The 15,618-nt window shown below is 70.7% G+C and carries 13 protein-coding genes (1 of these 13 cut by a window edge); 5 read left to right on the forward strand and 8 right to left on the reverse strand.

Annotated elements, in window-relative coordinates; translation table 11 throughout:
- Positions 1–28: 28 nt before the first annotated feature.
- The 5 genes from NT132_RS03345 to NT132_RS03365 all read right to left on the reverse strand — a co-directional run bounded on the left by NT132_RS03345 (position 29) and on the right by NT132_RS03365 (position 6,114).
- Complete coding sequence (locus NT132_RS03345) at positions 29–1,021, reverse strand: hypothetical protein (protein WP_297784747.1); 993 nt, start codon at positions 1,019–1,021, stop codon at positions 29–31.
- Positions 1,018–2,094 (reverse strand): glycosyltransferase, encoded by a 1,077-nt coding sequence (locus NT132_RS03350; protein ID WP_297784750.1) that lies wholly within the window; start codon positions 2,092–2,094, stop codon positions 1,018–1,020. Before NT132_RS03350 ends, NT132_RS03345 begins: the two co-directional genes overlap by 4 nt.
- Positions 2,091–3,227: a glycosyltransferase gene (locus NT132_RS03355; RefSeq protein ID WP_297784753.1), complete on the reverse strand. Its 1,137-nt coding sequence runs from the start codon at positions 3,225–3,227 to the stop codon at positions 2,091–2,093. The genes NT132_RS03350 and NT132_RS03355 overlap by 4 nt, the downstream gene beginning before the upstream one ends.
- A gap of 113 nt (positions 3,228–3,340) precedes the next feature.
- Positions 3,341–5,785 (reverse strand): acyltransferase family protein, encoded by a 2,445-nt coding sequence (locus NT132_RS03360; protein ID WP_297784755.1) that lies wholly within the window; start codon positions 5,783–5,785, stop codon positions 3,341–3,343.
- A 68-nt stretch (positions 5,786–5,853) separates the two neighbouring features.
- Positions 5,854–6,114, reverse strand: a complete 261-nt coding sequence (locus NT132_RS03365; RefSeq protein ID WP_297784758.1) for a glutaredoxin domain-containing protein — start codon at positions 6,112–6,114, stop codon at positions 5,854–5,856.
- A 162-nt stretch (positions 6,115–6,276) separates the two neighbouring features.
- Between NT132_RS03365 and NT132_RS03370 the strand changes: the two genes are divergently transcribed.
- Together NT132_RS03370 and NT132_RS03375 are read left to right on the forward strand one after the other, a co-directional pair.
- On the forward strand, positions 6,277–7,422 hold the full coding sequence (locus tag NT132_RS03370; RefSeq protein ID WP_297784819.1) for a glycosyltransferase family 2 protein: 1,146 nt from the start codon (positions 6,277–6,279) through the stop codon (positions 7,420–7,422).
- Positions 7,423–7,730: 308 nt separating this feature from the next.
- The gene (locus NT132_RS03375; protein ID WP_297784760.1) at positions 7,731–11,222 is read left to right on the forward strand and encodes an SdrD B-like domain-containing protein; all 3,492 of its coding nucleotides are present in this window, start codon (positions 7,731–7,733) and stop codon (positions 11,220–11,222) included.
- 65 nt (positions 11,223–11,287) lie between these two features.
- On the opposite strand, the gene NT132_RS03380 is transcribed toward NT132_RS03375, so the two are convergent.
- Entirely contained in the window at positions 11,288–12,433 is a 1,146-nt protein-coding gene (locus NT132_RS03380) for a polysaccharide deacetylase family protein (RefSeq protein ID WP_297784763.1), read from the reverse strand.
- A gap of 200 nt (positions 12,434–12,633) precedes the next feature.
- Between NT132_RS03380 and NT132_RS03385 the strand changes: the two genes are divergently transcribed.
- The 3 genes from NT132_RS03385 to NT132_RS03395 all read left to right on the forward strand — a co-directional run bounded on the left by NT132_RS03385 (position 12,634) and on the right by NT132_RS03395 (position 14,322).
- Positions 12,634–13,152, forward strand: coding sequence for a MarR family transcriptional regulator (locus NT132_RS03385; protein WP_297784765.1), 519 nt, complete (start codon positions 12,634–12,636; stop codon positions 13,150–13,152).
- A 70-nt stretch (positions 13,153–13,222) separates the two neighbouring features.
- Entirely contained in the window at positions 13,223–13,624 is a 402-nt protein-coding gene (locus tag NT132_RS03390) for a RidA family protein (RefSeq protein WP_297784767.1), read from the forward strand.
- A gap of 38 nt (positions 13,625–13,662) precedes the next feature.
- Entirely contained in the window at positions 13,663–14,322 is a 660-nt protein-coding gene (locus NT132_RS03395) for a pentapeptide repeat-containing protein (protein WP_297784770.1), read from the forward strand.
- A gap of 80 nt (positions 14,323–14,402) precedes the next feature.
- On the opposite strand, the gene NT132_RS03400 is transcribed toward NT132_RS03395, so the two are convergent.
- Together NT132_RS03400 and NT132_RS03405 are read right to left on the reverse strand one after the other, a co-directional pair.
- On the reverse strand, positions 14,403–15,419 hold the full coding sequence (locus NT132_RS03400) for an aldo/keto reductase (protein WP_297784773.1): 1,017 nt from the start codon (positions 15,417–15,419) through the stop codon (positions 14,403–14,405).
- Positions 15,420–15,422: 3 nt separating this feature from the next.
- On the reverse strand, positions 15,423–15,618 hold the 3' end of the coding sequence (locus tag NT132_RS03405) for an aldo/keto reductase (RefSeq protein WP_297784776.1). It continues 704 nt past the right edge of the window; the window shows 196 of its 900 coding nt (coding positions 705–900); the start codon falls outside the window, past its right edge; the stop codon is at positions 15,423–15,425.

Raw genomic sequence — 15,618 nt, forward strand, 5'->3', positions numbered from 1 at the left:
TGCGCGATGGTGATGAGCGCGGTGCGCATCAGCGGATCTCCCCGCGGGCGACGCGTTCCACGATGTCTGCGGCGCGCTGGGCCCCGAGCCCGTCGTTCCATCGTGCCCATCGGTCACCGTCCAGGGCCGCGGCCTGCTCCAGCAACACGGGCCACTCCTCGTGGGCCGGGAGGGCGGGACGCACGATCACCGGCCAGTCCCCGTGCGCCAGGACTCGCGCCGTGGTCCCCTGCTCGTCGAAGGGCCGCTTCCCCGGCACGACGATCGCTGGACGCCGTGCGGCGGCGACATCTGCCAGTGCGCTCTGCCCCGCAGCGCAGACGATCACGGCGGACTCGGCGAGGAGGACGCGCGGGTCCTCCACCCAGTCGCCGGATGTCCCGCCCAGGTGACGCCACGTCCATCCGGGAGTCGCGGCCGCCGCGGCGGCGACGGTCTCGGCGGTGAAGTCGTCCCCGCCTCTCCCCGCGAGGACCAGGACACGCCTGCCCGGCGGAGCGGTCCCCGCCTCGGGGGCGAAGCGGGAGATCGCGCCCACCGGATGCAGCCGCCGTTCGGCAGCGGGGGAGAGTCCTTGGAGGGTCCCGGTCGCCTCCTCCGGCCAGGCCGCCACGATCGCCGCCGACACGTCGAAGCCGAGCGCGTGTGCGGCATCGGCCCGGAGACCCGGGAGTGCCATCGTCACGACCGGGACGCCCTGGAGGCGTGCCAGCAGCGACACCTCGACCGACACATCGGCCACGAACGCGGTCGGTCGGGCGGCGGCGATCCAGGCGGCCACCGCCGCCATCCGGTCGGCGAGCCCGGCACTGCTGATCGGCACCCAGTGCAGACGCTCATGGGCGTCCACATCGGCCGCCGCATCCCCGTCGTCCATCGGCAGGTCGATCCACGGACCGTCCCACTGCGCCGGGCGGGGCAGCGACGACAGCCCCGTCACGGTCGTCGTGCACGCCTTCGCCACCGCGATCGCCCGGGTGAGGTGCCCGGCGCCGTGATGGTGGATGTAGTACCCGATCACGCGGCGGCACGCATGCGGGTCAGCGACAGGTAGAGATCTTCGTACTCGTCGACCATCCGCTCGATCGACAGCTGCGTCTCGGCATGCCGCCGTACCCCCTCGCGAGGAAGTCGCCCCGCCGCCAGCATGGCCGCGGCCAACGCGGGGACGTCGCCCGGCGCGGCGAGGCGTCCGCTGCCGGGCGTCACGATCTCGGCCAGGCCGCCGCGATCGAACGCGGCGACCGGCGTGCCGCAGGCCATCGCCTCCGCCGCCACGAGCCCGTACGGTTCATCCCAGCACGGGGTCACCACGGCCACGCGGGACGAACGCACGAGCTGTCTGAGGGGTTCGCCGCTCAGATGCCCGGCGTAGCGGACGTCCGGTCCGAGGCGCGGCGCGATCTCTTGATCGAAGTAGGACGGATCGTGCCGAGGCCCGGCGAGGACCAGATCCATGCCCGCGGTGCGCGCCGCATCGATCGCGAGATGGGCGCCCTTCTCCGGCACGATCCTGCCGAACCAGACCGCCGCCGTCCCACCCGATCCGGCGGCCCACTCGCGGACGTCGACCCCGTTGCGGATCACCTCCGCCCGGATGGTGTCCGCCCACTGCGTCGCGGTCGCCTCGCTGACGGCGATCACCGTGGTCGCGGCGCCCGCGAGCCGCATCGCCGACTCCAGCCACGGGGTCGGTGGCGTGTGCAGCGTCGTGACCAGCGGGATATCCAGCGCGGGCGCCATCGCGACGGGCAGATGGTGCAGGCAGTTGTTGTGCACGATGTCGAAGCGGCGGTGTCCCGTGCGCTGCAGGTCGAGCATCAACGAGAGGTAGGCGTGGTGGTCGCGCATGAAGACGTCGGGGGCGGCGGAGATGTCGCGGCGGGCGCCGGCGGTGGGGAGGAAGTCGTCGACCTCGAGAGCCTCCGCCGGCAAGGCCGGATCGGACCCGGCTGCGGCGAACAGCGTCACCTCGTGGCCGCGGGCGATCAGCGCAGCGGCGAGTGAGTGGGTGTGGGCTTCGAGGCCCCCGGCGAAGGGCTCCGCAATGGGGAAACGGCTCGAGGCGATCAGGCAGATCCGCAGTCCCGTCATCGGCGCAACCTGTCGTACAGCGCCGCGTGCTCGGCGGCGATCCAGTCGCGCTGCGCGGCGCGGGCGATCGGTGAGAGCGGGTGCGGTGCGCCCTCCTCATACGCGGCAAGGACAGCGTCGGCGAGCGAGGTCTCGTCCAGCCCACCCTCCCCATGACGGTAGGAGAACACGGGACCCTGGTCGGCGTAGTACCCGCAGTCCGGTGCGATCACCGCGGTGCCGAGGTCGCGGCACGCCTCCAGCCAGCCGGAATGGGTGCCGAATCGGTACGGCAGCACGGACACGTCGAGGGACTCGAGGTAGTCCCAGAGCTCGTCGTCGGGAAGGAAATCGTGCACGCGCAGGTCCAGAGCACCGCGTCGGTTCATGACGTGGAGGAAGTCGGCGAGTTCGCTGTCGCGATGCGCGCCGTCGGGCTCCAGCACGTCCCGGTGCCCGTTCACCTGCAGGACGGCCCCCGGGAGGCTCCGGACGACATCCCTGAGCACGCGCAGCACCGGCAGGGGGTTCATGTTCGCGCGAAGGCTCTTGACGTGGACGCCGATCCGGAAGGTGTCACCGGCACGCCGGCGAGGCGCCCGACGCATCCGATCGAGCTCCACGACGTGCGGATGCGGCAGCACGAGAGCTTCCCGGCCCCAGCGGCGGTGGATCTCGTCCGCGGCTCCGCGGGTCAGGGTGATCACCGCGTCGGCGGCGGGGATGAGGACGTCCAACTGGGCGTCGTGCAGGTCACGCGAGGGATGGTGGGGATTCCTGAGATCGTGCACCGTGTAGACCAGCGGCTTGCCGGACTCCCGCAGGGCGGCCACGAGTGCGCGCAGCTCGTCCGGGGTGCGCGCGTCGAAACCGAACTGGATGTGGAACACGTCGAAATCGTCATGGCTGCGCACCCACTCCGGCTCGAGCATGGCGGGAGGCCACCACCGCGACACAGCCGAGCGGCCGGGCTCGTCCGGGTCGGGGTCGGCCAGGCGGATCACCCGGGTGTGCGAGGGGGCGGGTGACGTCGGCAGCAGATGCTCGACATACACATGGGATGCGGGGATGGACGCGACACGGACGTCACCGCGTCCCGAGACAGAATCGGCGCCGTCGCCGGACGGCGCGGGCAGCAGTTCACTCAGCGTCACGATGCTCCTGACGGACCTGCCCCGGGGGTGGGCGAGGGGTCCACTGGGATCATGCGACGACCAGGCGTTTCACCGCCCGTGCTTGACACGACCGGCCGCCTCTGGCACTGCAGTCAGAGGACGCCCGCGGCGACCAGCTCCTCGCGGAGCGCGGGGGCGATCTTCTCGGCGTAGGCGACCGTGATGTGCGTCTGGTCGTAGCGCACCGGAGTGTTCCCGGCGAAGGCCGGGCAGACATCCTGCCAGCACCCCAGCAGCACGGCGTCGATGACGCGGTCACCGGTCGCGGTCGCGGCCGCGGCCGCGCCGGTCGTGGCGAGCAGGTCGCGCCAGGTCTGATCGACACCGGACAGGCAGGCGTCGGGACCGGTCGCGGGGGAGAAGCACACGCTCGGCGGTATGCCCTCCGGGGGCGGCGACAGGTACACGATGCGTCCGGGAAGGCCGTAGCCGTCGGTCTCGGTCTGCACGGATGCCGCCAGCGCCTCGGCCGACATGTCACGGCCCTCGACGGTGTGGCCTAGCGTGAAGGCGTTCGAGACGATGACGGCGTCGGGAGCATCGGCGCGGATCGCGTCGGCGATCATGTCCTTCCGTGCCGGGCATGCAGCCATGACCCCGGCACCGTCGTTCGAGATGAGCACATCGGTGAACCGGCAGCCGTAGAGCCCGACCGTGGTGATGCGCACCCCACCGCCACTGTCGTCGGCGATCTTCCGGAACGCGGGGGCATACGCCATGGCGGTGGAATCCCCCACCAGGTACAGGTGGACCGGGGCGTCCGCCGACCCCCAGGTGCAGGCGGCGATGTCCGGTTCGACGTTCGGGGAGAAGCAGTCGCGTGCCGGGTTGTCCGCCGAGCCCGTCACGAGCACCGACTCCATCGAGGGGCTGAGGTCCGGCCAGCTGGTGGCCCCGGCGGCATTCGCGAGTTCCTCCTGCAGAGCGGCGAGGGCACCGGTGGTCTCGTCGGCACCGGTGTCCGCCGTGGGCAGGTCGATCTGCGGCAGGATCGACGTTCCGGTCGTCAGTTGCAGCGCGAGCACCACGGCGCCCGCGGCGATCAGGAGGCCGACGCCGGCGCCCGCCGCTTGCGGGGCGAATCGCGCGCGCCAGGCCGCCCAGGCGTTGCGGCGTGCGGCGCGGTCCGTGGCATCGCGAGGTGTCGCCTCGATCGGTGCCGGTGCCTGCACGGCCGGGGCGCCGGCCGTGAGCGCCCGCAGGGGCAGCGGCGCCGCCGCATCCGGTGCCGCATCCGGTGCCGCAGCGAGCGCCGCGAGCGGGGCGAGGGGAGGCGTCACCTCCGGGATCACGGGGGCACCCGGGAAGTAACGGCGGCCCGGCTGCCATCCGGCCGGACGGGTGCTCGGGAGGGCCGGGGCACGGTGGGCCACGGGTGCGGGGGCCGCCGGGACAGGGGCTTCCTCGGGAACCGGCACGGGCGCGGGCTGGTCGGATGCGGTGAACGAGCGCAGCCACGGCGAGCGGTGCAGCGGTTGCTCCACGGCGAGATAGGAGACGAGCGAGACCACCGCGATGACCCCGAGGACGAGGTACGTGGTGGTCGTCCCTGGCGGCAGGAGCACGGCCGCGAACACGATCACCGGGAAGTGCCACACATACAGCGAGTACGACATGTCACCGACGAAGGTGCTGATCGGGTTCGTCAGCGGAAAGAGGTGCCGGTGGCGCGGGTCGCCCGCGACGCCGCCGGCGAGGACGAGCGCGGTGGCCGACACCGGCAGCAGGGCGGCCGGTACCGGCATCGCGCTCTGCGGGTCGAGCAGCAGGAACGAGGCCACCACGCCGGCCGCACCCAGCCACGACAGTGCACCGCCGAGCACCCGCGGGATGCGGGCCCAGAGGGGGACTGCAGCGGCGAGCACGGCGCCCGCCGCGAGCTCCCACGCCCGCGTCGCGGTGGAGAAATACGCGACGGTCGGTTCCGCGGCAGTCTGGGCCGCACCCCACCACAGCGACACGGCGACGACCAACGCGGCGCCCGCGCCGACCGTGAGACGCCCCGCCCTCCCGCGTCGTGACGCGGCGGGGACGAGGAACACGAGCAGGAGGACGAGCAGCGGCCAGACGAGGTAGAACTGCTCCTCCACGGACAGGGTCCACAGATGCTGCAGCGGGGACTCCGCGCCCGTCGCTGCGAAATAGTCGGTGCCGTCGATCGCGAGATGCCAGTTCATCGCGAACACCGCGGACCACGCCGCATCCCACAGGGTCTGCCAGGCGCGCGGTCCGTTGAAGACGGCGAACCCGACGCCTGTGACCACGCCGAGCGCCAGGAACGCGACCGGCAGGATGCGGCGCACGCGTGCCGCGTAGAACCGGGCGAAGCGCACCCGCCCGGTGGCAGCGACGTCGCGCAGCAGCATCCCGGTGATGAGGAAGCCGGAGACGACGAAGAACACGTCGACGCCGGCGAAGCCGCCTGCCGGCCAGCCGAGGGCGTGGCACAGCACGACGGCGATCACGGCGACCGCACGCAGCCCCTGGATGTCGTGCCGGCTCTGCCGTGCGGAGGAGGAGGGAGTGTGGGACGACACGATCTCTCCGGTCGGGACCTGCACACCGGGTCGCGTCCCGCGTGGGACGGGACGCGACGGCGGGGAAGTCAGATCAGGGAGAGTTCGCGGAGCTTGGCCTCGACGTCGGCATTGCTCGGCTCGACGTGGTGGGTGGCGTCCGGGTACACGACGACCGGGATGTTCGTGCGGCCGGAGATCTCCTTCGCCACGTCCGCGGCAGCGGGGTCCGCCTCGAGATCGACGTACTCGTAGGCGACGCCGAGGCTGTCGAGCTGCGCCTTGGTGCGTCGGCAGTCGCGGCACCACTCGGCGCCGAACATCGTGAGGGGGGAGATCTCCGTGGTCATACTCCCAGGCTAAGGCCGCGTGAGGGATGCGGGCGCTCCCGCGCGTTCACTAGCGGATTGCTGAAGAGTTGCCCAGGGCCTCGAAACGCCGCCGTGCGACGTGCCACGATGGGATGGTCGTTCGAACCCCGAGCGGTGGATCCCGTCCTCGGAGGCGTGCACATGCAGGTGACGGTCGTCGTGCCGACCTTCAACGAGGCACCGAATGTGCAGGAACTCGTCGATCGGATCACGCAGGCCGCCCACGGCTTCGACGTCGATGTTCTGTTCGTCGACGACAGCACGGACGACACCCCCCAGGTCATCGAGCGGGTCGCCGCCACCGCCGAGATCCCCGTCCGGGTCATCCACCGCACCGAACCGGTCGGCGGCCTCAGCGGAGCGGTCACGGCCGGCCTCGCCGCCGCCTCGTCCGACATCTGCATCGTCATGGACGGTGATCTGCAGCATCCGCCCGAGGACATCGCGCGCCTGGTGGCGCGTCACCGCCGCGGCGACGTGGACATCGTCGTGGCGTCGCGGTACGCCGGCGACGGCACCGCCGGCGGACTCAGCGACGGATCGCGTGTGCTCGCCTCACGTGGCTCCACCCTGCTCACCAAGGCGATGTTCCCCATTCGGTTGCGCGAGGTCACCGACCCGATGACCGGGTTCTTCCTCATCGACCGCCGGGCCATCGACGTCGAACGCCTCATGCCGCGCGGGTTCAAGATCCTCCTCGAGATCCTCGCCCGGCAGCCGTTGCGGGTGGCGGAGATCCCCTTCGACTTCGCGACCCGCCACGCCGGCCGGTCGAAGGCGTCACTCCGGCAGGGCGCGGAACTGCTCGTGCAGCTGACCGCGCTGCGCTTCGGCAAGATGTCGGTGTTCGCCCTCATCGGCGCCGGCGGGGCGGTCGCCAACCTCGCCATCGTCTGGCTGCTGTCGCGGCTCGGGATGCCGGATGTTCCCGCCATGATCATCGCGGCCGAGACGACGATCCTCGCGAACTTCCTGTTGCAGGAGCGGTTCGTCTTCCAGGACATGCGGGCCGAGGCTGCGGGTGTCCTCAGCCGCTTCGGGAAGTCATTCGCCTTCAACAACGCCGAGTTGATCGTGCGAATCCCCCTCACGGCGCTGCTGATCTCCAGCTGGCACATCTCGGTCGTCATCGCGACCGGTCTCACGCTCATCGTCGCGTTCGTCGTGCGTTTCCTCTTCCACTCCCTGGTCGTCTACGCACCACGTCGTGCGGGGCGCGCCACGTCGCCGGCACGCGAGTTCGTCGAGGAGCTCGACCGTCAGGCGCTCTCGCCCGGCGAGCTCTGAGCGCCCGCGCCGCAATCTTGCGGTGATCTTGCGGTGATCTTGCGTCGTCCTTGTGGCGATCGACCGATTCCCTGTGGCGGGGCGCGCAGGCTGAGTGCGGCGCCCGAGCGGGTTCCTCTCCGGACCTCTCTCTGAAGACGTCTCTCCCTCCCGCTCGTGCTCGCAGGATCCGACCCTGACTCGTATCCCTGCCCGAAACACCCGTTTCGAGAGCGCACGCCGCGGTCCTCTGCCCTGAGGGCCTCCATTCGCGCACCCTCGAACCGGACCTCGGCCGGTCGATCGCGCGCACCTGCCGAAGGATCGTCATGCCCCGGACTCCGTCTCTCCCGCACGCCCTCGCCCGACCTCGGCGATGGCGCGTTCTCCTCGCCGCCACGGCAGCGATCATGCTGGTGGCGGTGGGCCTACACGTCCCGGCGCCCGCCGCCGCGGCCGAAACCGGAGGGGTGTACCTCAGCGTCAACTACGGCACGGACACCTACGGCGGGACCCCCGTCGTCGAGCCGGGGAAGACCTATGAAGCCGTCCTCCGCTATGACGCCAGCAAGATCACCCCGGGTGGGACCGCCACCATCACAGTTCCGCAGGGCGTGACCTTCCCGAGTGGTGTGCCGGCCGGCAACACGGTGATCGACTCGGTCGGATACGTCGGCGCCGATCTCGTGGTGACCTTCAAGGCGGAACCCGACACCTCGATCGCGCAGGGCATGATCGGGTTCCACTTCACGTTCACCGCCGCCGCGACGCACAGCGAACTCCGCGACGTGACGTGGCAGCTCAACGGTGTCCCCACGACGACCACGATCATCGTGAAGAATCCCGGTGACGTGTTCCAGCCAGGCATCACCGACGGGCAAGCCAAGAGCCACGGTTCGGTGAACCTCAACTCCGCCGTCACGGTCGACGCGAACGGAACGGTCAGCGTGAGTCCCGCCGTGACCGGCATCGCGATCCCATACACGCTCACGATCACCTCCGCGACCGCGCGAACCGTCACCATCACCGACACGATCGACGGGTTCCTCTCCCACGATCAGACGTCATTCTCGGCGACCCTCACGACATGGGACGCGCACGGTCTGAACAAGACGGTGTCCTCCTTCCCGCTGCCCGCGATCGCCGTCAGCGGCCAGACCGCCACGCTCACGGGTGTGCAGCTGCCCGCCGCCTCGTCCCTCACGATCAGCTACACCGCGCACGTCCGGTCCGACCGCATCGGCGACCTCACCGCTGCGCTGCAGGCGAAGGCGGATGCGATCGACCCGGCCACCGGCGGATCGTTCTCCATCCCGCTCCCGAACGCGGCCGTCATCGGCGGCGTGACCGTGGACTCCTCAGTGTCCATCGGTGGCAGTATCGCGGGCGACCCGGCACCCGCGCTCGGCCGCACGATCGTGAAGACGTCGAGCCTCGCGGGCGACACGTCGATCACCCTCGGCACGAACGGCGACCTCACCGCGCCGCTCGACGTGACCTACACGCTCGCCGCGGACCTGCGGCCCTGGGCCGGATTCGAGAACACGGCGCACGAGCTCACCGGCAACGTCATCGTCCGCGACACGCTGCCAGCCCAGCTCCAGTGGAAGACCGGAGCCTTCCTCACACTGGTATCCGGATCGCTGACCCTGCGTTCCGTGCCGGCCACCACCAGCGACACCGACTTCGCGAGCGACGCATTCGTGGGCGCCTACCGGCTCTCAGCCGACGGGCAGAAGCTCGAGATCAACATCGGCCGGGACACCTCGGCCACGTACACGTTCACCGCGCGGGCACAGATCAGCACGATCGTCGGGCTGCCCACCACGACGCCCGGGACCAGCCGCCCGCAGGTCGTGAGCATCCACACCGTGACCAACGTCGCCTACCTCGTCTACCCCGGTAGTTCGACGACCGACAGGTCGACCGTCGTCGACACGCTCGTCGTGCCCAAGCCTCCGGGCAGCGTCATCAACGACCCGAGCGAGTTCTCCAAAACGGTGGGCACCCTCGGGCAGCTGCCGCGCGGTGCCGTGGTCGCGGTGCCGTTCACCTTCACCATCGCCGCGGGCGCGGTGCCGGACCTTCGCACCTCGAAGATCATCGATGAGATCGACCTCGGGGTGTTCAACACGAGCGACCTCGCGGGCATCGCCTCGACGATCACCGGGTCGTATGCCGGCGTGAGCGGCCTCAGCGGTTCCGACTTCATCCTCGAGATGGTGGGAGGCGAACTCGTCTTCGGCCTCTCGCCCACGTTCGGTGCGAATCTGCCCGCCGCATCCCGACCCGCCACGACCGGGGCGCTGACCGGACGCCTGGTGTTCACCGTCACGATCCCGACCGAGGCGCTCCTCGGCCGGGAGTCCATCGACGTCTCCAACAGTGCCCGCATCGAGGGCAGCGGCACCCAGGTCTACACCTGGACGTCGCAGGCGTCAGCGTCCGCATCCTCCTATGGCGACGAGCTCGAGATCGCCAAGCGGGTCTACGCCGGCAACGGTGAATGGACGACGGGTCTCCGGGCGGAGCTCGACGCCGACGGGGACCTGGTCTCCGACGAGTTCATCTACCGGGTCGATCTCATCTCGCACGGGGACTACTTCGGGATCCCCATCCTCGACATCCTCGACACGCTTCCGTCCGGCATGGAGCTCGTCGGGTTCGTGGCTGATGCGGCCGTCGATGCCGGCACCGTCACGCCGGGGACCACGATCGACATGGGGGCGAACCTGCGGGCCACGCTCGACCGCTCGGCCGGCACGGTGCTGATCACGCAGCAGCCGGGCACGACTCTGCCGCAGGGGGCGCGGACGTCGGTGAACTTCAAGGTGCGTGTCACCACGTTCACCGAGGATGTGAGCATCACCAACCGCATCGGCAACACGACGGCGGTCATCACGCCGTCGACAGGGTTCCCGCTCGTGATCAAGAAGGTGGATGCGGTGCAGGACAGTATCGTTATCACCGACCGCAATGCCCGCTTCACGGTAACGGCCCCCGACGGCTCCGTCGTGACCGACCGGGCCTATGTGGTGGACGGTCAACTGATGGTCGCCGGCCCCGGGGGCACGGATCGCGCCATCGTGATCCCCGTCGATCCGGCGCATCCGACCGCGATCCCGTCAGGCCGGTACATCGTCACTGAGCAGGTCGCACCTGCGGGCTATGAGACGTCGTCTGCGCAGGTCGTCGCCACGATCCGCGCCGACGGCAGCTCGGCGCCGGTGACGTTCTTCGACACGCCCGCCTCGCTCTACGCGATCGGCGACGTGGTGTGGATCGACCAGGACCGTGACGGCGTGCAGGATGCGAGCGAGCCGAGGCTCGCGGGTGTCGCCGTGCAGCTGCGCGACGCCGCATCCGGTGCGGTCGTGGCCGACACCACGACCGACGCGGATGGACAGTACCTGTTCGACCTGCTGCCGGAGGGGCGGTACACCGTGACGTTCACGTTGACCGCGGCGCAGGCGGCGCAGTACCGGTTCACCGAGACGTTGCGCGGCGGCGACGTCACGCTCGACTCGGACGCGGAGCGGCGCACCGGCACGACCGGGGTCATCACCCTCGACGCGGCCAACCCGCAGCTCGTGAAGGCTGCGGACTATGCCGCCGCCCACGTGCGGGCGCTCCACGGCATCGACCCCACCTGGGATGCGGGTGTCGTAGAGCTCCCGGGGACCGCCACGACCAAGAACGGGCTGAGCGCCACCGGCGGCGACGCCCGCGGCACGCTGCTGCTCGGACTGGGCGGAGCCCTCATTCTCGCAGTCGGCGCGGGGCTGTTCGTTGTGCGACGGCGAGGAGCGCGTACCCTCTGACCCCGGATGCGGGGGGCGGCGGTCGCACGCTCGGTTCGCCGGGCGGTGCGGCCGCCGCCGCCGTCTCAGCCGACGGCCGCGACGAACTGTGCCAGGGTCGTGCCGTAGTTGACGCGGATGCACGGGAGGGCGAGCTTGTCCGTGCCAACTCGGACGTAGCCCTGCTCGATCGTGCGGGCCAGCTCGAAGCCTGCCGCGCTCACCCCGGCCTTCGCGGTGTCGTTGTAGTGGCCGAACGGGTACGCGACGACCTCGGCCGCGCCGAGGATCTGGGCTGACGTGGTCAGGTCGGCGGCGATCTCCGCGGCGCTCCAGTTGACCATCCGGCCCTCGCCGTTCGCGCCGGCCTCGTGCATGTCGTGGGTGTGCGAGCGCTGCTGCACCCAGACGGAGGGCGTGGGTTCGCTCCGCCACTTGGTGATGACGAACGAGGTGGCGAGTACCCGGTGCGCATCGATGATCGGGACGCCGAGTTCGAGCCAGGTGCGATCCGCGTCGTCATCGGTGATGATGGCCGACCGGGCCGGCAGTAAGAGATGGCCGTCGATGAACGCGGCTAGTTCGTCCCAGGTGGGCAGGTACGTGCCGGTGTCGGCGAGGTAGGCCATCTGCGCGTCGAAGTCGCCGGTGTAGATGTAGTTCAGCTTCAACGAGGAGTTCTCGCCCGCCGGGTTCGTCGTGAACTGGTGGTACATCAGGATCGGCACCGCGACGTCGGCGGCGGCGAGCACCTCCGGCGTGGTCCACGCGCCGTACAGCGTCGCCTGCCGGTCGGTGCATGTCACGAGGTCCGCGCCGTTGACGCGTGCGGCGGCATCCAGGGCGCTCGCCGCTTCCGGGGTCGGGTACCAGCCGGCGAACACCGCACCGGGTCGGGACGGGAGGGGCAGCGCCGCGTACCGGGTCCCCTGGGTCTGCAGGGTCGGGCCGTCGGTGATGCCGTCGCCGGCGAACCCGACGGCGCAGGTGTTCGGGTCACCGGTGGTCGCGAGGAGCGTCTCGGCAGGCGTGAGTGGGGTGGGACTCGGTGTCGAGGATGCCGCGGGCGTCGGGGTCCCCGTCGCCGCGTCCGAGGCGGGAGCGGGCGGGGTGAGAACGAACAACCACACCGCGAGGCCGCCGGTGACCAGCACGGCCGCCACGGCGGCGATGATCAGCGCGAGACGTGCGCCCCGCTGCAGCCGGTGCGGGCCGCGTCGTGTCGGGTCCAATGTTGACCGTCCCCCTCGGCGCGTTCCGCGCCGTTTCTGCCCGGCGCTGCCGCCGGTCACCCCCGCGCGGTCCCCACGACCGCATGGCGAGCATAACCGTCCACCGCTGACCTCGACCGGTGCCCGGGCGGTACTGTGGCGGTCGCGGCCGCATCCGGTGTGCGCGTCGCGCGATCGTCGAGCGGAAAGGAGGAGGTCGCATGCCGTATCGGCGACAGGGTTCGGACGCCGTGACCGGCGAGGTCGACCTCGTCATCTCGGCGTGGAAGCATGAACTCCCCGATCTCGACTTCTCGCCGCTGGAGGTCTTCTCGCGGATGCGGCGGCTCGGTCAGGCCCTACAGGTCGAGCGGGCACGGGCATTCGAGCGTGCCGGACTCGAGACGGGCGAGTTCGAGATCCTGTCGAGCCTCTGCGTGGCGCCGCGCGGCACCTCGACCCCGTCGGAACTGGGAGCCCTGACCCGCACGCCGTCGGCGACCATGGCCAACCGCACCGAACGGCTGGAGCAGCGGGGATTCGTCGCGCGGCGGTGGAACCCGGACGACACCCGCAGCCGCATCGTGCGGATCACCCCGGAGGGCAGGGCCGTCGCCGAACGGGCCATGCGCGAGCTCGTCGCCGCCGAGGTGCGGATGCTGGACGCGCTCTCGAGCGAGCAGCGCGAGCAGCTCGTGGAACTGCTGCGGGTGCTCGGCGCCGAGGGCGCCGCATCCTGAGCCGTCTCCGCCCGGGGTCGGCAGGCGGTCGGGGCTTCCCGATGTCGATGCGTGGTGGCACGGTATCGGCATGACAGAGATCCAGCGCCTCCGGCCGGCCGGGCTCATCGTCAGCCCGGCCTTCAGCCATGTCGCGGTTGTGCCGCCCGGTGCCACCACCATCTATGTCGGCGGTCAGAACGCCGTCGATGCGCACGGCGCCCTCATCGGTGACGGTGATGTCGCCACCCAGTCCGTCCGCGCTCTGCAGAACGTCACGACCGCGCTCGCCGCCGCCGGCGCGACGCTCGCCGACGTCGTGCAGTGGACTGTGCTCTTCGTCGACGGCGTCGACTTGGGTGCCGGCTACGGCGCGATCGCCGGTGACCTCGCCGCCGAGGAGCCCGGCCTGGTCACGGCCGCGCGCGTCGCCGGCCTCGGGGTGCCGGGCGCGCTCGTCGAGATCAGCGCGGTCGCCGCGGTGATCCGGTAGGGCGAGCCGCATCCGGTGGCCGCTTAGACTCGGACCTCGTGCGCACCATCGGAGTGGAGAAACCTCGGATCTCGCCGCTGCGGCTCGAGGGGCTCCCGGAGGCGGACGACGCCCCGATCCGCGCCCACGGCGACTACGACGGCCGGCACTTCGGTCCACGGGACGTGTCGGGCGACGACCTCGCGGGTGTTTCGTTCCTGGAGTGCGCGCTGGACGGCTGGACGGCGCACGACACGCGCCTCCGGGACGCCTCGTTCGCGCAGACCCGCATCGAGAACCTCAACGCGCCCGTGCTGCGCGCCGACCGCGCGTCGCTGCGGAACGTCGAGATCCACCGGTCGCGGTTCGGCTCCGCCGACCTGTCCGACACCCGGCTCGAGCAGCTGGTCGTGTCCGCATCCAAGCTCGGCTGGGTGAACTTCCGTTCGGCACGGCTGCGCGACGTCGTGTTCCGCGACTGCACGTTCGACGAGCTCGACCTCACCGGCGCCGACGTGTCCCGGATGGCGTTCGAGGACTGCACCGCAGGCAAGCTCACCCTCGCCCGCTCATCGGTGCGGCACCTGGACCTGCGCGGGCTGCGGTTCGACGGCCTCGACGGCCCGGAAGGCCTCCGCGGCGCCGTCCTATCGAGCCCGCAGCTCGCCGCGATGGCGGGCATGTTCGCGGAGCACTTCGGCATTCGCGTCGACGACTGACCAACGCGTCGGGCGCAGGGGTCAAGGGTGCCGGGATCCGGATACGCGGGGCCCCACACCCCTCTGGCTGAGTGACGGTCTCAGCGCCGTCGCGCCGGTGCCGCGAGCTCTACGACGCCGTAGCTGTTGTCCTCCGGGTTGAGGGTGACGCCGGGGGCGATCACGGCGTCGATCCGGTCGAGCAGCTCCTCGCTCACCGTGACCTCCGCCGCCGGCAGCTGGGACTCCAGCTGCGCCATCGTGCGTGGTCCGATGATCGCCGAGGTGACGGCCGGGTGGCGGATGACGAACGCGATGGCCAGGTCGATGAGGCTGATGCCCGCCTCGTCGGCGAGCTGCGCCAGGTTCTCCACGACGTCGAGTTTTCGCTGGTTGGCCGGAAGCGACATGTCGAATCGAGCGGGCGGCCGGGCGGACGAGGTGGGGGCGGATGCGGCCGCCTTCCGCCACCGGCCCGACAACCACCCGCCGGCCAGCGGGCTGTATGTGAGGATGCCCATGCCGTGACGACGCGCGGTCGGCAGCACGTCCTCTTCGATGCCGCGCACCAGCATCGAGTACGGCGGCTGCTCGGTCACGAAACGCTGGAGATTCCGCTCACGCGCCGTCCACTGCGCCTCGACGATCTGGCTCGCCGCATAGGAGGACGAGCCGATGTAGCGCACCTTCCCCTGATGGACGAGATCAGTGAGCGCACCGAGCGTCTCCTCGACATCCGTGTCCGTCGACGGGCGATGCACCTGGTACAGGTCGATGTAGTCGGTCTGCAGTCGGCGCAGCGAGTCCTCGACGGCGCGCAGGATCCATCGGCGCGAGCCGCCACGGTGGTTGAGGTCGTCGCCCATCGGCATGAAGAACTTCGTCGCCAGCACGACGTCGTGGCGCCGGCCCTTCAGGGCCTCGCCGACGATGCGCTCGGACTCACCGTCCGAGTAGACGTCCGCCGTATCCACGAACGTGATGCCCGCGTCGAGGGCGCGATGGATGACGCGGATGGAGTCGGCAGGGTCGTCGTTGCCCCAGGGGCCGAACATCATGGTGCCCAAGCACAGGGAGCTGACGGAGACGCCGGTGCGTCCGAGGGTGCGGTATTCCATGGGTCACGCCTCCGGGATCGGGCGTCCGAACGCCTCGAGCGTCACGTCGGCCGGGTCCGGTCCGCCGCGGACGCCGGTGTCGAGGGCGTCGATGCGTGCCAGCTCCTCCTGCGTGAGCTCGAACCCGAACACGTCGAAGTTCTCGGCGATGCGGGCCGGCGTCACCGACTTGGGGATGACCGAGCGTCCCTCCTGCAGG

Source organism: Microbacterium sp., assembly GCF_026393345.1.
GTDB lineage: Bacteria > Actinomycetota > Actinomycetes > Actinomycetales > Microbacteriaceae > Microbacterium.